The following is a 17,569-nucleotide window of genomic DNA, read 5'->3' as shown; positions in this document are numbered from 1 at the left end:
GAACACGCTACCAACTCGGCGCGCGCCTGTTCACGCGCGCCGGTCCAGTGGGCCGGGCGTGTCGCCGGACGGACCGCGGGGTCAGTCGAGGGTGGCGAGGACCTCGTCGCTCACGTCGAAGTTGGCGTAGACGTCCTGGACGTCGTCGGAGTCCTCCAGGGCGTCGAGGAGCCGGAAGACCTTCTTGGCGTTGTCCTCGTCGAGGGGGACGGTGACGCTCGGCAGGAACTTGCTCTCGGCCGACTCGTAGTCGATCCCGGCGTCGACCAGGGCGGAGCGGACCGCGACCAGGTCGCCGGCCTCGCTGACGACCTCGAAGTTCTCCCCGTCGAGGTCGTTGACCTCCTCGGCCCCGGCGTCCAGGACGGCCATCATGACCTCGTCCTCGGTGGTGCCCGACTTGGGCACGATCACGACGCCCTTGCGGTTGAACATGTAGGACACCGAGCCCGGGTCGGCGAGGGAACCGCCGTTGCGGGTGAGGGCGACGCGGACCTCCGAGGCGGCCCGGTTGCGGTTGTCGGTCAGGCACTCGATGAGGACGGCGACCCCGCCGGGCGCGTACCCCTCGTAGGTGATGGTCTGCCAGTCGGCGCCCCCGGCCTCCTCACCGGCGCCGCGCTTGCGCGCGCGCTCGATGTTGTCGTTGGGGACGGAGTTCTTCTTCGCCTTGTAGATGGCGTCGTAGAGGGTCGGGTTGGCGTCGGGGTCTCCGCCACCGGTGCGGGCCGCGACCTCGATGTTCTTGATCAGCTTGGCGAAGAGCTTGCCGCGCTTGGCGTCGAGTGCCGCCTTCTTGTGCTTGGTCGTCGCCCATTTGGAATGGCCGGACATGCTGTCATTCCCTCTCTGTCGTCCGGCGCACCAGATCGGCGAAGTAGTGGTGCACGCGGAAATCGCCTGTCAACTCCGGATGGAACGCGGTCGCCATCAGGCGCCCTTGGCGGACGGCGACGATCCTACCGGCGTTCGGACCGCCCTCGGCCCGTCCGAGCACCTCGACGGCGTCCCCGACGGACTCCACCCACGGGGCGCGGATGAAAACCGCGTGGTACGGCGTGTCGCCCATACCGGCCAGCGGGACGTCGGCCTCGAACGAGTCGACCTGCCGGCCGAACGCGTTGCGGCGCACGGTCATGTCGATGCCCCCGACCGTCTCCTGGCCCGCGACGCCGTCCCGGATCCGGTCCGCCAGCATGATCATGCCGGCGCAGGAGCCGTAGGCGGGCAGCCCGGCCTCGATCCGCTTGCGCAGCGGTTCCAGCAGGTCGAACGCGCGTGCCAGCCGCCACATGGTGGTGGACTCCCCGCCGGGCAGGACGAGCCCGTCGACCCGTTCCAGTTCGTCGGGACGGCGCACGCGCACCACGCGCGCGCCGGCCGACTCCAGCGCGTGCGCGTGCTCGCGCACATCGCCCTGGAGAGCGAGGACACCGATCGTCGGCACAGCTGTCACGGAGAACCTTCCGGGAGGCGCGTGGGGATCATCCAACCCTAGACGTTCCGTACAACGTCCTCCCAATCGGTGCGTCTTCCCGTGTCGGCGGCGCCGACCGCCGCGTCAAACGTGCTTGAAGCGCCGTAGCGGCAGTTCCAGGGGCAGGAACCCGTCCTCGCCCCGCTCGGCGATGCCACGGCCGAACATGTGGGCCTCGGCGAGCGCGAGCCCGAACTCCTCCTGGTCGAACGGCAGCGGGACGTCCGGGACGCCCTCGTCGATCGGCCGCCAGAACGGCCGTTCGGCGGGAAGCCGTTCCCCCTGGTCGACGACGACGCCGTCCTCGGCCGTGACGAACACGTCGCGGAGCAGTTCGCCCGACTCGTACCAGCGGAACCAGCAGCCGCGGATGACCGTGTGCAGGACGAGCACGCCGCAGTGGGAGCCGGGCAGCGCGGCGGCGGCGGTGTCGGCGATCCGGCGGGCGTCGTCGTCGAGGTAGAACAGCCGCCGGTCGCACAGCAGCAGCGCCCGCTCGAACGCGCCGACGAACAGCTCGTCCTCGTAGGGCCAGAGCGCGAAGTCCAGGACGGTGTCGCCGGTCTCGCTGAGGGTGTCCGCCGGGTAGAGGCGGCGGGCGATCACGGCCGCCTCGTCCGGGTCGGGTACCAGACCCGGACGGAACACCTCGGTGGCCTCGCCCACCCTCGCGCACGCCAGCGCGACCGACCAAGCCATGCTCTCCCCTCCCGCGGCCGGGCGCCGCCCCGGACGCCTCGTTCCGGGGAACGCCCCCAGCCCCCCGACAAGGCCCCGGTCACCGGCCGCGCCGCCAGCGTAAACCCTGTCAGGGCGTGCTGTGGAGAGGGGGGTGCCCGATCTGCTACCAGCCCCGTCCGGCGAACTTCTGGTCCTCGCCGAGGGAGGCGGCGTTGATGCCGACCATGGCCTCGCCGAGACCACGGGACACCTTGGCGATCACACCGGGGTCGTCGTGGAAGGTGGTGGCCTTCACGATGGCCTCGGCGCGCTGCGCCGGGTTGCCGGACTTGAAGATCCCGGAGCCGACGAAGACGCCCTCGGCGCCGAGCTGCATCATCATGGCCGCGTCGGCGGGGGTGGCGATGCCGCCCGCGGTGAACAGCACGACGGGCAGCTTCCCGGCCTCGGCGACCTCCCTGACCAGCTCGTAGGGCGCCTGGAGTTCCTTGGCGGCGACGTACAGCTCGTCCTCGGGCAGGGACTGGAGCCGCCGGATCTCCTGGCGGATCCGCCGCATGTGGGTGGTGGCGTTGGAGACGTCGCCGGTGCCGGCCTCACCCTTGGAGCGGATCATCGCCGCGCCCTCGGTGATGCGGCGCAGCGCCTCGCCGAGGCTGGTGGCGCCGCAGACGAACGGGACGGTGAACGCCCACTTGTCGATGTGGTGCTCGTAGTCGGCGGGGGTGAGCACCTCGGACTCGTCGATGTAGTCGACGCCGAGCGCCTGGAGCACCTGCGCCTCGACGAAGTGGCCGATACGGGCCTTGGCCATGACCGGGATGGACACCGCGTTGATGATCCCGTCGATCATGTCGGGGTCGCTCATCCGGGAGATGCCGCCCTCGGCGCGGATGTCGGCGGGCACCCGCTCCAGGGCCATGACGGCGACCGCGCCCGCGTCTTCGGCGATCTTCGCCTGTTCGGGGGTGACGACGTCCATGATCACGCCGCCCTTGAGCATCTCCGCCATTCCGCGCTTGACGCGGGCGGTCCCCGTCTCCGGCGCCGTCTCCGGTGCGGTGGTGTCGGGGGCGGAAGTGGAAGTGGACACGGGCATACCTCACGAGAACGGGCGATAAGTCGCCTTCCATGGTATTCCCTGCTCGTACGAGCGTTCGACCCGGCACAGTGTCAACGACCCGGGCCCCCGGCCTTACGAGTTGTAGGGCCTGGGTGGAGGGCCTAGGGGATGTAGGGCTTGCCGTCGTTGACGAGGACCACCCAGACCTGTCCCGGCGCGAAGGTCATCGGTTCGCCGGTCGCGGTGGTGAACGTGGTGCCCTGCTCCTCGGACGGACGCGACCACGTGGTCTTGTACGCCTTACCGTCGCGCAGGACGAGGGCCCGTCCGGTTCCGGTGGTGTGGATCAGCGGGGTGTAGCTGCCGAGGAAGTCGTGGAACTTCGACCGGGTCGTCCTGGCGTACTGGACGACGATCGTCCGGCCGCCCAGAATCCCGCCCTCGGCGGCGCGGTCGGGGCGCCCGCCCCAACTGGCGAGCCAGCGCCGGTGCTTGGCCGACCAGGTGAAACCCATCCGCGCGGACGGCCATCTGGCGGTGAAGGACTTGAGTGGCCTGCCGCCCGCGGGCGCGGCGCCGAAGCGGAACCCGATGTCGCGCGGCCCTTCCGCCTTGGGCGCGTGCCTCAGCAGGGCCCTCGGGGCGGCGTAGAGGTTGTACGGCATCGGCTTGGCGCTGGACCTGAAGTAGGCGGCGCCCGTCTTCTCGTGGGAGACGTCGTACACCGGCGCGGCGCGGACGTGCTTCTTCATCTTGCTCTGGACACCGGAGAAGGCGAAGGCGGGGCGCCCGAACTGCGGCAGGATGTGCAGGTCGGAGATCCGGGCGCTGCGGACGGGCCCGACGCGTTCGGGCAGCCGTGACGAGTACACCGTCATCAGCCGGGTCTCGCCGCCCTCGACCTGCTCGACGTACACGATGTCGGCGGCGGCCACCCCGCTCTGCGGCAGCGCGGGACTCGTGTTCTCGATCTTGACGGCGAGAACGGGGTTGGTGACACCCTTCGTCCCGCCGGTGAACGGGTGCGTCGCGGGCGTGGGCGCGGGCGTCGCGGACCCCACCGGCCCGCCGGGATCGCTCGGCGGGGGCGCCGTGGCGGGGCCGCCGGAGTCCGAGCAGGCGGGCAGCGCGGCTGCGCCGAGGACGAGAACGCCGAGCCACGCACCCGCCCTCCGCCGGACGACGGTTCCCCGGCCGCCGCTTTCGGCCCTAACGGATCGCACGTTTCGCCCCTCCCTTGACCGGTCTGCCAGAGGGTAGCGAACGCGACCGAACGCACTCGCCGGTCACGGCACGGCCCGGCCCGCCCCGGATCAGATCCCGGGCGGGTCGTCGTCGATCTCGAAGAAGTCGGGAAGGGGGGCGCGGCCCGCGAGCGGCAGGATCCGGATGAGGGGTTTGCGGCGGGCGATCCTCGCCTGGGCGACGGCGTCGTTGTAGAAGCGGCGGGCGTAGGCGACCTTCGCCGCGGACGAGGACAGTTCGTCCAGCATCGCCGCGCCCTCCCCGGTGCCGCCGGCGGTGAGCGTGCCGACGAACTCGGGCTGGTCGACGACGGCGCGCAGCGCCCGCGACAGGTCGCTCTCGGCGAACTCCCGGTTGTCGGCGTCGGCGGTGCGGGCCTCGTGCGCGGCGGTGGCCAGCACCAGGCTCGCGGCCGGGTCCAGGAGCCGTGAGGCGGCCAGTTCCAGCGCGGCGGCGGCCCGCCTGACCAGGGCCGCGTCCAGCGCCGCCCGCGCCGTCTCGACACGGACGTGCAGCCGGTCGAGCCGGGTCGCGCGCCACGACACGTACACGGCCACCAGGAACACGACGGCGACCCAGAACAGGACGTCGATGATCCAGTCGTACATCGTGCCGCACCCCCTACGCGCCGGGTCCCGACTCGACGACGCCCGCGCCGGCGCCGCCGAGCGTGACCGTCTCGTACACCCTCAGCACGTCGCGGGCCACCGCCGACCAGTCGTAGGCGCGGACGGCCGCGCGGGCCTCCGCCGACAGTTGCTTGCGGCGCGCCGGGTCGTCGAGCAGCTCCCCGGCCGCCGCCGCGAGGGCCTCGTGGTCGCCCGCCGGGAACAGCGCCCCGGCCCGCCCGCCGCGCAGCACCCGTTCGAACGCCTCGATGTCGCTGGCCAGGATGGGGGCGCCCGCCGACATCGCCTCGGCGAGGACGATGCCGAAGCTCTCGCCGCCGAGGTTCGGCGCGACGAACACGTCCACCGAATGGTAGGCGCGGACCTTGTCCTCCTCGCTGACGAGGCCGAGGACGACGACCCGGTCCCGCAACTGCGGGGCGACGCGGGCCGTCACGTCGTCGGCGTCGCCCGGCCCGGCGATCAGCAGCCGCAGGCCGGGCCGGCGCCGCCCGAGGATCTCGAACGCGCGCAGCAGCACGTCCAGGCCCTTGCGCGGCTCGTCCATCCGGCCGAGGAAGCCGAGGGCGCCGCCGTCACCGAGGGGAAGGGACGGGTCCGCCGGGTCCGCCGCCGAGGCGCGTCCGGGCCAGCCGGGCAGCGGTTCGGCCATCGCGTACCGATCGGTCGCGACGCCGTTGGGGATCAGCACGGCGTCGCCGCCGAGGTGCTCGACGAGGCTCGTGCGGGCGGCCTCGGACACGGCGATCCGCCCGGTGATCTTCTCCAGCGCGCTGCTGAGGACCGGCGACATGACCGACAGCGCCCGCGACCGCACATAGGACGCGTGGAAGGTGCCGACGATCGGGCCGTCCGCGGCCCAGCAGGCGAGCAGGCCCAGCGACGGCGCGGCGGGCTCGTGGACGTGCAGGACGTCGAAGCCGCCCTCGCGGATCCAGCGCCGGACGCGGCCCGCCGACCGGAACCCGAAAGCCAGCCGGGCCACCGAGCCGTTGTAGGGCACGGGCACGGCGCGGCCCGCCGACACCACGTACGGCGGCAGCGGCACGTCGTCGTCGGCGGGGGTGATGACCGACACGTCGTGGCCGTGCGCGATCAGCGCCTCGGCGAGGTCGCCGATGTGCTGCTGGACGCCGCCCGGCACATTCCACGTGTACGGGCAGACGATTCCGATCTTCATGCGGCCGATCTTCATGAGCCGACTCTCACCGGCCGCCATCCGCCAGGTCGTCCACCCAGACCTTCTGCAGCATGTGCCAGTCCTCGGGGTGGGCGGCGATGCCCTGCTCGAAGACCCGCGCGAGTTCCTGCGTCATGGCCTGGATCTTCTCCTGCCTGCGGCCCTCCTCCGGCACGGGGATCTCCTCGTGGACCCGCGCCGCCCAGTACTCGCCCTCGTACCAGAGTGTCACGGGGATGAGGGCGGCACCGGTCTGGATCGCGAGCGCCGCCGAAACGGCGGGCATCCGGGCGGTGGCGCCGAAGAACTCCACGTCGATCCCGCTCTCGGTCAGGTCGCGGTCGACGACGAGGCACACCGGCCTGCCGGCGCGGAGCCGCTGGGCCATGCGCCCGTACGCCGACGCGCCCCGGTGCGCGAGGACCTCCATCCCGAGCCCCTCCCGGAACTCGACGAACCGTTCGAACAGCGACTCGGGCCTGAGCCGTTCCGCGACCGTGGTGAACGGGTACCCGCGGTGCACGAGCCACGCGCCGGCGTGCTCGTAGTTGCCCATGTGCGGCAGCGCGAGGATGACGCCGCGTCCCGAGTCGAGATTGGTGAAGATCTTCTTCTCGCCGGTGACCCGCATCCTGCCGAGGATCCGCGCCCGGTCGTACTCGGGCAGCCGGAAGACCTCCAGCCAGTAGCGGAAGTAGGAGCGCAGCACACGTTTGCTGAGCACCCGGACCTCGTCGTCGACGGTGTCCTTGCCGACGACGCGGCACAGGTTCTTCTCCAACTGCCGCACGCCCGCGCCGTGCCGGTGCCAGGTGTGGTCGGCGAGGGCGGTGAACGCGAGCCGGGCCGCGCGCTCGGGCGTCTTCCGGACGACCGTCCAGCCGACCGTGAACGCGGCGTCCATCACCTCGTCCCGCAGGTCCGCGGCACGCGACCGCGGACGGGTCGCGTTCATGGGCGCGGCTCCGGCGCGGGGTCCCTCGGCCGGGCGGCGTCCCTGTCCTGCACGTAGACGGTGGCGAACCGCTGCCCGATCGTGACCGTGCTCAACCCCGCGAGCACCCACAGTGCGACCGCCAGGACGTAGGGGACGCCGAGCCCGTCGAGCCCGGCGGCGACCAGGGCGACGATGAGCCGTTCCGCGCGCTCGGCGATGCCCACGTTGCAGGTGTATCCGAGCCCCTCGGCGCGGGCCTTGGCGTACGACACCACGACCCCGGCGACCATGCAGTACAGCGCGACCCCGGCGAGGGGCTCCTGCCCGTCCCGGTACAGGCCGATCATCAGCCCGGAGAAGATCGCGGCGTCGGCGACCCGGTCCATCGTGGAGTCCAGGAACGCTCCGAACTTGGAGATCTTGCCGGTGACACGGGCGACGGCGCCGTCGAGCATGTCGAACAGCACGAACGCGGTGATGACCATCGTGCCCCAGAAGAACTCACCGCGCGAGAACAGCACGAGCGCGCCCCCGGCGACACCGAGCGTGCCGACGACGGTGATGGCGTTGGGCGAGAGCCCGGTCCGCGCGACCGCGTTTCCGACGGGTTTGAGGACGCGTTCCAACCCGGGCCTGATCTTGTTGAGCATCGCCGTCCGTTCTCGTGTTCTCGGGGCGCCCAATCGTAGTCCGACCGGGGGGTTCCGGTGGCGCGACCGAACCCGCGGCCGGAGTTGCGGTCCGGTTCGCGGCCGGGTTTGCGGTCTCGCGGCACGGACAGATCACGGTTGTTTGCCCTTCGCCCCTTGTGGTCCCGCGCGCCACGGGAAAAGGTGGTGGTACGGGTGTGACGTCGGTCACCCGTTAGGACGAGGTCGGACGCCGCACTCGGACGTCAGGGCCTGACCCCGCGCGGGGGCCGGGCCCCAACCGTACGCGGGCCTGCACGCGGGAGATGACGCGCGAAGACCCGTCCGAGGAGGTAGGCATGGCGGACAAGGGAGGCCACTCGGGAGCCCCCGGCAGGGCACCGGAGGCCGGCGGGTGTGACAAGGTGCGCAACGTCGCGCTGGTCGGCCATTCAGGGGCCGGAAAGACGACGCTCGTGGAGGCGCTGCTGGCCGCCACGGGCACGCTGCAACGGGCGGGAAAGGTCGAGGACGGCACCACGGTCAGCGACTACGACGAGGTCGAGGTACGCCAGCAGCGCTCGGTGAACCTCACGCTCGCGCCCTTCAGCCTCGGCGACATCAAGGTCAACCTCATCGACACACCCGGCTACGCCGACTTCGTCGGCGACCTGCGGGCCGGGCTCCGCGCCGCCGACGCGGCACTCTTCGTGATCTCCGCGGTGGACGGCATCGACGGTCTCAGCCGGATGCTGTGGGAGGAGTGCGCCGCGGTCGGGATGCCCCGCGCGGTCGTCATCACCAAGGTCGACCAGCAGCGCGGCGACTTCGACGACGTGGTGATGTCCTGCCAGGACGTCTTCGGGGAGGGCGTCGCGCCGCTGTACTTCCCGGTGAGCGGCGGGGACGGTCTGAAGGGGCTCATCGGGCTGCTGACGCAGCGCTGCCTCGACTACTCCAACGGGCAGCGCACCGAATGCGACCCCGACCCCCGGTACCTGGACCAGATCGCGGAGCAGCGCGCCACGCTGATCGAGGGGATCATCCAGGAGAGCGAGGACGAGTCCCTCATGGACAGGTACCTGTCCGGTGAGGACATCGACGTCAAGGCGCTCATCGAGGACCTGGAGACCGCGGTGGCGCGCGGCAGCTTCTACCCCGTCCTCGCCACCTCCGTCCCCCACGGCGACCATCCCGGCCCGGTCGTCGGCATGCAGGAGCTGCTGGAGGTCATCACCCAGGCGTTCCCGTCCCCGCTCGAACACGGCATTCCCTCCGTGAACCCGGTGAAGGGCGGCCCGCCGCGGGAGGTCGCCTGTGACCCGGACGGACCGCTGATCGCCGAGGTGATCAAGACGACGTCCGACCCGTACGTCGGGCGGATCTCGCTGGTGCGGGTGTTCTCCGGGACGCTTCGCCCCGACATGACCGTGCACGTCTCCGGGCACGGCATGGCGGACCGCGGCCACGAGGACCACGACGTCGACGAGCGGGTCGGCGCGCTCACCTCGCCGCTCGGCAAGACGCAGCGCACCATCTCGTCCTGCGGCGCGGGCGACATCTGCGCCGTCGCGAAGCTCACCCGCGCCGAGTCGGGCGACACGCTGTCCGATCCCGGCGCCGCGATGATCATGGCGCCCTGGTCGATGCCCGACCCGCTGCTGCCGGTGGCGATCCGGGCCAGGTCCAAGGCGGACGAGGACAAGCTCAGCCAGGCCCTCGGCCGGCTCGTCGCCGAGGACCCCACGCTGCGGCTGGAGAACAACTCCGAGACGCGGCAGCTGGTGCTGTGGTGCATGGGCGAGGCGCACGCCGACGTGCTGATCGACCGGCTGCGGTCCCGGTACGGCGTCGAGGTCGAACGGGTCGAGCTGCGCGTGCCGCTGCGGGAGACGTTCGGCGGATCCGCCAAGGGCCTCGGACGGCACGTCAAGCAGAGCGGCGGGCACGGCCAGTACGGCATCTGCCACATCGACGTCGAGCCGCTGCCGTCCGGTGAGGGCTTCGAGTTCGTCGACAAGATCGTCGGCGGGGTGATCCCCCGGCAGTTCATCCCGTCGGTCGAGAAGGGCGTCCGGCAGCAGATGGCCCGCGGCGTCTCCGCCGGATACCCGCTCGTCGACATCAAGGTCACCCTGCACGACGGGAAGGCGCACTCGGTCGACTCGTCCGACATGGCGTTCCAGGCCGCCGGGGCGCTCGCGCTCAAGGACGCGGCGAGCCAGGTGCCGGTCCTGCTCCTCGAACCCGTCGACGAGGTGGACGTGCTCGTCGCCGACGAGTACGTCGGCCCGATCATGTCCGACCTGTCGTCGCGGCGCGGCCGGGTCCTCGGCTCCCAGGCGGTGCCCGGCGGCCGCACCATGATCAAGGCGGAGGTGCCCCAGCTGGAGATCGTCCGGTACGCGATCGACCTGCGGTCGATGTCGCAGGGCACCGGCACGTTCAGCCGGGCGTTCCTGCGCTACGAACCGCTCCCCTCGCACCTGGCCGACAAGGTCGCCGCCGAGTCCAAGGAGGGCTGACGTCCACCCTGGGAACTGCTCCGGTACGGGGAGAACCCGTACCGGAGCTCATCCCCCGGACTGATCATGATTCGGCCCTGAGGCGGAGGCCGCGCCGGGTCTGACCGTGGGAACCTCGTTTCGCCATGAGAAAAACGGGGGACGCGGCGTCCGGGCCGACGCGCCGCAAGCTCATCAAAGGCCTGGGGATCGCCGCGAGCGGCCTCGCGCTCGGGGGCGGGATCGGCGCCGCGGCACCGCGGGAGGACGGCGAGGCACCGGCGATGGCCGTACCGGACGCCCGGCCCTGGAGCCCCTCCCACGGCCATGTGGACGTCACCTGGTCCGTCGACACCGCGCAGAAGCTGGTGGCCTTGACGTTCGACGACGGCCCCATGCCGAAGTGGACGCCGATGGTCCACGACATCCTCGACGCCGAACGCGTCAAGGCGACGTTCTTCATGGTGGGCGAGCGGGTCGTTCGCAACGCGCGGCTGGTGCACGGGCGGATGGACCGTCACGAGGCGGGCAACCACACCTGGACGCATGTGGACCTGGCCGTGCTCTCCCACGAGGACGTCTGCCGGCAGGTCCGCCGGGCGCACAACGCCATCGCGACGATCACCGGCAAGGAGCCCCGGCATCTGCGGCCGCCGTTCGGCCGGCTGGGCGGCGCGACCCTCAGCGCCGCCGGACAGTTCGGCTACGACCTCACCATCTGGTCGATCAAGATGCTGGAGAAGACGTACCAGCACGATCCGCCGCAGCTCGTCGACTACATCGTCAACAACACCCGGCCCGGCTCGATCGTCCTCGCCCACGACACCGGCAACGAGGACCGGCTGGTCGCGTTGCGGAACCTGGTCCCGATGATCCGGGGCCTGCGCGCCAAGGGGTTCGAGTTCGTGACGGTCTCCGAACTGATGACGGCGGCGGGCCCGCCGCCCGCGGCCGTCCGGGCACGCGGAACCTGACCGCCGACCGTCGGTCGACGGGCCCGCTCAGGAATCGGGCCAGGCCTCGGCGAGCAGCCGGCGGGTGTCCCGCAGGAGCTGCGGCAGGACCTTGGTGTGCCCGACGACCGGCATGAAGTTGGTGTCGCCGCCCCAGCGGGGAACGACATGCTGGTGCAGGTGCGCCGCGATCCCCGCGCCCGCGACGAGACCGAGGTTCATGCCGACGTTGAAGCCCTGCGCGCCGCTGGCCTTGCGCAGCGCCGCGAGAGACCGCTGGGTGAACACGGCCAGTTCCGTGTACTCCGCCTCGTCCAGGTCGGCGTAGTCGGCCACGTGCCGGTACGGGACGACCATCAGATGCCCGGAGTTGTAGGGGTAGAGGTTCAGCACCGTGTACACCGACTCGCCGCGCGCGACGACGAGGCCCTCCTCGTCGGGCATCTTCGGGATGTCGCAGAACGGGCAACCGTCGTCCGCTCCCGCCCCCGTCGGCTTGTTCTCCCCCTTGATGTAGGCCATCCGGTGCGGGGTCCACAGCCGCTGGAAGTTGTCGGGCGCACCGGCGCCGCCCGTCTCCTCCTCGGAGCGGGGCGTCCGCTCGTTCTCTGCGCTCAAGGCGGCGGTCTCCTTTTGTTCACTGCCTGACCAGCAGCATAGAGAGAACCGGCGGTGGGGCAGTAGGCGGGATGCCCGTCGCACGCCCGTCCGGGCGGGCCCGGGACGCGCCCGCGTATCCGACTTCGCGTGACGTTCCGAGGGTCCCTCCGTCACGATGGTCACCCGACCGAACCGTGGGGAGCGATCATGACCGGGCTTGACAGGGGCTTCACCGGCGACGGCGGACCGAGGCCGGAGGGCGGGCCGTTCTTCCCCGGAGCGCCGCTGCCCGCCCCGTCCGCCGCGGTGACGTCCACCACCGGCTCGGGGGCGAACGCGCTGCCGATGACGTTGCACGGCTCGTCCGAGGACATCACGACCCCGGTGGACGGGCGCGTCACGATCGAGAACGGGGTCATCGGGAAGATCGCCGCGCTGGCCGCGCTGGAGGTCGCCGGGGTCGCCGCCCTGGTGCCGCGTCCCGGCGCCCCGAGCCCCGGACCGGGCCCGGACGCGCGGCGCCCGGCGGCCGGGGTGCGCGTCGACCTCGACGAGGACGCGGACGAGGTCACCCTCGATCTCGCCATCGCCGTCGAGTACGGCAGCGTCGTCAAGGACGTGGCCAGGGTGGTGATGGGGAACGTGGCGCGGGTGACCGGGCTGATGCTGGGCACGCGGGTCACGGCCGTCAACGTGTCCGTCGAGGATGTGCGCGTGCCGGGCGATCAGGCCACGGCGCGGGCGTAGCACGTCCGCATCGCGACCCCGACGGAGATCGCCGTGACCTTGACGCGCTGGACGAGCCGGGGCGCGGCACCCCGGAAATGGAACGTGTGCGATCCACGGCCCCGGACGGTGGCCTGCCGCGACTCCGGCGTCCCCCCGCCGCGCAGGAACAGTTCGGCGCGGATCGCGCCGCCGGCGGAGACGCCGACGACGACGTCCACGCCGCCGGGGACGGCGCGGTAGTACGCCGACCCCCGCGGGCACGGGGCGAGGGCGGCCGAACGGCCCTGGTCGGGGAGCGGCGGCCCGCCGGCGCGCCCGCCCGGGTACGGCTCCCCGCCACGATCCCGGCTCGGCGCGGAACCGGTCGGGGTCACGGGGACGGTGCCGCCGGGTACGACTGACCGACCACCGGACGGGACCGCCGGGGTCGAGGCTCCGGTCGTGGTACCGCGCTTCCCGCCGTCCATCAGTGGCATGAGCAGGACGACCACGGCGGCCACCGCGAGCAGCGCCGCGCCGCCGTAGCCCGCGGCCCGGAACCAGGCGGACCGGGCCCAGCCGGGCCGGGCGCCCGGCACCGGCCCGCTGGACCTCATGTCCGCCGTCCTTCGAACAGGTCGTTCCGTCAGATCTGGACGCGGGCCTCGACGGCCTTGACGATCTCGTCGACCGCCTCGGCGATCGGGACGCCGTTCTTCTGCTCGCCGTTGCGGTACCGGAACGACACGGCGTCCTTGGCCACATCGTCGTCGCCCGCCAGCAGCATGTACGGGATCTTCTGCTTCTGCGCGTTGCGGATCTTCTTCTGCATCCGGTCGGCGGAGGCGTCCACCTCGACGCGGACACCGCGCTCGCGCAGCGCCGCGGCGACCCCGCGCAGGTGCGGGACATGGGCGTCGCCGATCGGGATGCCGACGGCCTGCACCGGCGCCAGCCACGGCGGCATCGCGCCCGCGTAGTGCTCCAGCAGCACGCCGAAGAACCGTTCGATCGAGCCGAACAGCGCCCGGTGGATCATGACGGGCTGTTTACGGGTACCGTCCGCCGCCTGGTACTCCAGCCCGAACCGCTTGGGCTGGTTGAAGTCGACCTGGATGGTGGACAGCTGCCAGGTCCGGCCGATGGCGTCCTTGGCCTGCACGGAGATCTTCGGTCCGTAGAACGCCGCGCCGCCGGGGTCGGCGACGAGTTCGAGCCCGGAGTCCGCGGCGGCCTCCTCCAGCGCGGCGGTGGCGGCCGCCCAGTCCTCGGCGGAGCCGATGAACTTCGCCGACTCGTCGCGGGTCGACAGCTCCAGGTAGAACTCGTTCAGCCCGTAGTCGCGCAGCAGGTCGAGGACGAAGGTGAGCAGGTCCTTGATCTCGTCGACCATCTGCTCCTGCGCGCAGTAGATGTGCGCGTCGTCCTGGGTCATGCCGCGGACGCGGGTGAGGCCGTGCACGACACCGGACTTCTCGAACCGGTACACCGAGCCGAACTCGAACAGCCGCAGCGGCAGTTCGCGGTACGACCGCCCGCGCGCCCTGAAGATCAGGTTGTGCATCGGGCAGTTCATCGGCTTGAGGTAGTAGTCGCCGCCGTCGACCTCCATGGGCGGGAACATGTCGTCCTTGTACCAGCCGAGGTGCCCGGAGGTGTCGAACAGGTCGCCCTTGGTGATGTGCGGGGTGTTGACGAACTCGTAGCCGCTCTCCTCGTGCCGCCTGCGGGAGTAGTCCTCCATGACGCGGCGGACGACGCCGCCCTTCGGGTGGAAGACGGCGAGCCCGCTGCCGATCTCGGGCGGGAAGGAGAACAGGTCGAGTTCGGCGCCGAGCCTGCGGTGGTCGCGCTTCTCGGCCTCCTCCAGGAACCGCAGGTACTCGTCCTGCTTCTCCCTGGACTCCCACGCGGTGCCGTAGATCCGCTGGAGCTGCGGGTTCTTCTCGCTGCCGCGCCAGTAGGCGCCGCCGGACCGCATCAGCTTGAACGCGGGGATGACCCGGGTGGACGGCAGGTGCGGCCCACGGCACAGGTCCTTCCAGCGCAGGTCGCCGGACTTGGCGTCGAGGTTGTCGTAGATGGTCAGCTCGCCCCCGCCGACCTCGACGCTCGCGCCCTCGGCCGCGTCCTCGGCGGAGCCGGACCCCTTGAGCCCGATGAGCTCCAGCTTGTACGGCTCGGCGGCGAGTTCGGCGCGGGCCTCGTCGTCGGAGACGGCGCGGCGGGAGAACCGCTGCCCCTGCTTGACGATCTCGCGCATCCGCTTCTCGACGCGCTTGAGGTCCTCGGGGGTGAACGGCTCGGGGACGTCGAAGTCGTAGTAGAAGCCGTTCTCCACGGGCGGACCGATGCCGAGCTTCGCCTCGGGGAACAGTTCCTGGACGGCCTGCGCCATGACGTGCGCGGCGGAGTGCCGCATGATCGCCCGGCCGTCGGCGGAGCCGATCTCGACGGGCTCGACGACATCGCCGTCGCGCAGCTCGGACGCCAGGTCGCGCAGCTCGCCGTTGACCCGGGCGGCGATGACGGCGCGGCCGTCGGCGTCCAGCGCCTGGCCCGCGGTGGTGCCCGCCGGCACCGCCCGCTCGCTCCCGTCGAGGGTGATGCGCAGCTCGGACACGGATACTCCTCGTGGTGAAGGGCCGGGTGGCGATGGATCGGCGGGTTCCGATGCTATCGACTCGGGGTGCGCGCTGAACGCATCCGCTTCCATGTGCCGTTCCTCTCGTCGTGGAGGGCACGGGGCGGTCCCGGAAGGCGGCCCGGACAGCACTGGGGCCCCGGGATCGCTCCCGGGGCCCCACTGCGTGCAATGTCAGGACATGCCGCCGTCGCGCCGGGAGTGACCCGGCGTCGTCGTCTCGAACATGTGCGGCATGGGTCCGATTCTAGCCGATGGGGCGTCGCTTTTTCATTCGCGGACGGCGACGCCGATGACGTGCGGCGAGGCGGGGTTGGCGCGGCCGGAGGCGGGGAACTCGAACCGGCGCTCCTCCCGGACGGTGAAACCCGAGCCGGCGATCCACTCGTCCGTCGGGCGGGACACGTGACAGCCCGCGACGAGGAACGGCCACACCACGTCGGCGTAGCGCTGGAAGCGCACCTTCCCCGGTGTCCGGGCCCGGACATGTTCGTAGTAGCGCAGCTCGCCGCCGGGTTTCAGGACGCGCCGAAACTCGGCCAGCGCGCGGACGGGGTCGCGCACCGAGCACAACACGAGGGACGCCACCGCCACGTCGAAGGAGGCGTCGTCCGCGTCGAGGTGCTCGGCGCGGCCCGGCCGGACGGTGACGGGGACGGGGGCCCGGGCGGCGGCGCGGGCGGCCCTGGCGCGCAGCCGCGGCTCCGGTTCGACGGCGACGACCTCGGTGACCTCCGGCGGGTAGTGCGCGAAGTTGGCGCCGTATCCGGCGCCCACCTCCAGGACGCGGCCGGACGCCCCGGCGAGCAGCTCGGCGCGGTTGGCGTCGCCGCCCGCCTTGGCGCACCCGGCGTCCAGACGCGGGTAGAGCCGGGCGAAGATCGGATGGCTCAGGTCGCTCATTCCCGCAGTCTCCGTCGCCCCGCCGATCACCGCAAGATCATGCACGACGGGATCGGCTCCGCGTTCGCCACCCGCGCTGATACCAGGGAGGCGGGTCGAATCTCCCTCCGCCGGGGCAAGCCGTTCCTGGACCGTTCGTTCTAGGCTCGACCACGATGAACGAGGCAGACCACACCCCCTCCGGGGCCCGCTCCCAGCTGATCGCGGGTGTCCGCTCGGCCGTCGTCCCCGGCCGGGACGACCCGACCGTCCTGTTGCTGCCGGGGCGGCTCGCGCTGCGCGTCCCGATCCTGGTGGTCCTGCTCGCGCTGACGATCGGCTTCACCGGGGGGTCCATCGCCATCGCCATCGTGGACTACCACGTGCGGCCGGGGATCGCCTGGCCGCTCGGCCTGTTGCAGGCGGGGCCGCTGATCTTCGCGGCGCGCTGGCCGCTGGCCGCGTGGCGGGTCGCGGCGGTCGGGCTGCTGCTGACCGTCTTCGTCCGGCATGGAACGGGTTTCATGCCGTGGCCCGTCACCGCGATCCTCGCCCTGGTCGTCATCCTGTTCTTCACCGGGGTCGGCGCGGACCGGCAGACCAGCGTCGGCGTCGGTGCCGTCACGATCTGCGGGGTGCTGACGCCCGCGGTGCTGTTCGGGATGCCGGGCTGGTTCGGCACGATCCTCGCCGGGGTCACGATGACCGCGCTGGCGTTCGGCGACGCGGTCGGCGGCCGGCACTCGGCGGTGGAGGAGCTGCGCAGGCGCGAGGAGCAGCATCGGCAGGACCTGGCCCGGCAGGCGGTGCTGGAGGAGCGCGCCCGCATCGCCCGGGAGCTGCACGACGTGGTGGCGCACCACATGTCGGTGATCGCGATGCAGGCGGAGGCCGCCCCCTACAAGATCCCCGACATGCCGGACGCGGCGAAGCAGACGTTCGGGGTGGTGCGGGACGCGGCGCGCGAGGCGCTCACCGAGACGCGTCGCGTCGTGGGATTGTTGCGGGCGGACGACGAGGGCGCCGAACGGGCCCCGCAGCCCGGTCTGGAACGGCTGGACGACCTGGTCGCCGCGGCCCGCCGCTCGGGGCTGTCGGTCGCGACCGTCGTGGTCGGGATGCCGCGGCCGCTGGACACGGGCGTCGACCTGTCTGCGTACCGGATCGTCCAGGAGTCGCTGAGCAACGCGTCCCGGTACGCGCCGGGCGCGCGGGTCCACGTCGAGATCAAGTACGGCGGGGAGGCGTTGACGGTGTCGGTGACCGATGACGGGCCGCGCAGCACCCCGGAGGAGTCGCAGGGCGGCGGGCACGGCCTGGTCGGGATGCGCGAGCGGGTCACGATGCTGGACGGTCGCCTGGACGCCGGCCCGCGCGACGACAAGGGCTGGTCGGTCGTGGCGGAACTGCCCTATGGAGACGCGAACTGATCTTCGG

The 17,569-nt window shown here is 71.8% G+C and carries 17 protein-coding genes; 4 read left to right on the top strand and 13 right to left on the bottom strand.

Going from position 1 to position 17,569, the window contains the following annotated elements; all coding sequences use genetic code 11:
• Positions 1–81: 81 nt before the first annotated feature.
• The 9 genes from BZB76_RS33310 to pgsA all read right to left on the bottom strand — a co-directional run bounded on the left by BZB76_RS33310 (position 82) and on the right by pgsA (position 7,862).
• The gene (locus BZB76_RS33310) at positions 82–834 is read right to left on the bottom strand and encodes a YebC/PmpR family DNA-binding transcriptional regulator (protein WP_121438428.1); all 753 of its coding nucleotides are present in this window, start codon (positions 832–834) and stop codon (positions 82–84) included.
• 4 nt (positions 835–838) lie between these two features.
• Positions 839–1,456, bottom strand: coding sequence for a pyridoxal 5'-phosphate synthase glutaminase subunit PdxT (pdxT, locus tag BZB76_RS33305; RefSeq protein WP_121438427.1), 618 nt, complete (start codon positions 1,454–1,456; stop codon positions 839–841).
• A gap of 105 nt (positions 1,457–1,561) precedes the next feature.
• Positions 1,562–2,176, bottom strand: coding sequence for a DUF6928 family protein (locus tag BZB76_RS33300; RefSeq protein WP_121438426.1), 615 nt, complete (start codon positions 2,174–2,176; stop codon positions 1,562–1,564).
• A 145-nt stretch (positions 2,177–2,321) separates the two neighbouring features.
• Positions 2,322–3,257, bottom strand: a complete 936-nt coding sequence (gene pdxS, locus BZB76_RS33295; RefSeq protein ID WP_121438425.1) for a pyridoxal 5'-phosphate synthase lyase subunit PdxS — start codon at positions 3,255–3,257, stop codon at positions 2,322–2,324.
• A 125-nt stretch (positions 3,258–3,382) separates the two neighbouring features.
• Positions 3,383–4,444, bottom strand: coding sequence for a DUF3048 domain-containing protein (locus BZB76_RS33290; protein ID WP_121438424.1), 1,062 nt, complete (start codon positions 4,442–4,444; stop codon positions 3,383–3,385).
• A 90-nt stretch (positions 4,445–4,534) separates the two neighbouring features.
• The gene (locus BZB76_RS33285; protein WP_121438423.1) at positions 4,535–5,074 is read right to left on the bottom strand and encodes a LemA family protein; all 540 of its coding nucleotides are present in this window, start codon (positions 5,072–5,074) and stop codon (positions 4,535–4,537) included.
• A gap of 13 nt (positions 5,075–5,087) precedes the next feature.
• A complete protein-coding gene (locus BZB76_RS33280; protein WP_121438478.1) occupies positions 5,088–6,275 on the bottom strand; it encodes a glycosyltransferase family 4 protein in 1,188 nt (395 codons plus the stop codon).
• Positions 6,276–6,300: 25 nt separating this feature from the next.
• Positions 6,301–7,230: a phosphatidylinositol mannoside acyltransferase gene (locus tag BZB76_RS33275; protein WP_121438422.1), complete on the bottom strand. Its 930-nt coding sequence runs from the start codon at positions 7,228–7,230 to the stop codon at positions 6,301–6,303.
• Positions 7,227–7,862, bottom strand: a complete 636-nt coding sequence (gene pgsA, locus BZB76_RS33270) for a phosphatidylinositol phosphate synthase (protein WP_121438421.1) — start codon at positions 7,860–7,862, stop codon at positions 7,227–7,229. The genes BZB76_RS33275 and pgsA overlap by 4 nt, the downstream gene beginning before the upstream one ends.
• A gap of 338 nt (positions 7,863–8,200) precedes the next feature.
• On the opposite strand from pgsA, the gene BZB76_RS33265 reads away from it, so the two are divergent.
• Together BZB76_RS33265 and BZB76_RS33260 are read left to right on the top strand one after the other, a co-directional pair.
• Complete coding sequence (locus tag BZB76_RS33265) at positions 8,201–10,366, top strand: elongation factor G-like protein EF-G2 (protein ID WP_121438420.1); 2,166 nt, start codon at positions 8,201–8,203, stop codon at positions 10,364–10,366.
• Positions 10,367–10,491: 125 nt separating this feature from the next.
• The gene (locus BZB76_RS33260) at positions 10,492–11,319 is read left to right on the top strand and encodes a polysaccharide deacetylase family protein (RefSeq protein ID WP_121438419.1); all 828 of its coding nucleotides are present in this window, start codon (positions 10,492–10,494) and stop codon (positions 11,317–11,319) included.
• 27 nt (positions 11,320–11,346) lie between these two features.
• Here BZB76_RS33260 and BZB76_RS33255 read toward each other — a convergent pair whose 3' ends face one another.
• Positions 11,347–11,916 carry an HIT family protein gene (locus BZB76_RS33255; protein ID WP_246007372.1) on the bottom strand — a complete coding sequence of 190 codons (570 nt, stop codon included), beginning with the start codon at positions 11,914–11,916 and terminating at the stop codon, positions 11,347–11,349.
• Positions 11,917–12,105: 189 nt separating this feature from the next.
• On the opposite strand from BZB76_RS33255, the gene BZB76_RS33250 reads away from it, so the two are divergent.
• On the top strand, positions 12,106–12,645 hold the full coding sequence (locus BZB76_RS33250) for an Asp23/Gls24 family envelope stress response protein (RefSeq protein ID WP_121438418.1): 540 nt from the start codon (positions 12,106–12,108) through the stop codon (positions 12,643–12,645).
• Here BZB76_RS33250 and BZB76_RS33245 read toward each other — a convergent pair.
• The 3 genes from BZB76_RS33245 to BZB76_RS33235 all read right to left on the bottom strand — a co-directional run bounded on the left by BZB76_RS33245 (position 12,624) and on the right by BZB76_RS33235 (position 16,153).
• Positions 12,624–13,223: a hypothetical protein gene (locus BZB76_RS33245; RefSeq protein WP_121438417.1), complete on the bottom strand. Its 600-nt coding sequence runs from the start codon at positions 13,221–13,223 to the stop codon at positions 12,624–12,626. The two genes, BZB76_RS33250 and BZB76_RS33245, sit on opposite strands and share 22 nt — an antisense overlap.
• A gap of 29 nt (positions 13,224–13,252) precedes the next feature.
• Complete coding sequence (gene thrS / locus BZB76_RS33240) at positions 13,253–15,229, bottom strand: threonine--tRNA ligase (RefSeq protein WP_246007371.1); 1,977 nt, start codon at positions 15,227–15,229, stop codon at positions 13,253–13,255.
• Positions 15,230–15,520: 291 nt separating this feature from the next.
• Complete coding sequence (locus BZB76_RS33235) at positions 15,521–16,153, bottom strand: class I SAM-dependent methyltransferase (protein WP_121438415.1); 633 nt, start codon at positions 16,151–16,153, stop codon at positions 15,521–15,523.
• A 155-nt stretch (positions 16,154–16,308) separates the two neighbouring features.
• Here BZB76_RS33235 and BZB76_RS33230 point away from each other — a divergent pair, with 155 nt between their 5' ends.
• Positions 16,309–17,562, top strand: coding sequence for a sensor histidine kinase (locus tag BZB76_RS33230; RefSeq protein WP_121438414.1), 1,254 nt, complete (start codon positions 16,309–16,311; stop codon positions 17,560–17,562).
• The last annotated feature ends 7 nt before the right edge of the window (positions 17,563–17,569 follow it).

Source organism: Actinomadura pelletieri DSM 43383 (assembly GCF_003634705.1).
Taxonomy (GTDB): Bacteria; Actinomycetota; Actinomycetes; order Streptosporangiales; family Streptosporangiaceae; genus Spirillospora; species Spirillospora pelletieri.
This window is presented reverse-complemented; position numbering and strand designations above follow the sequence as displayed.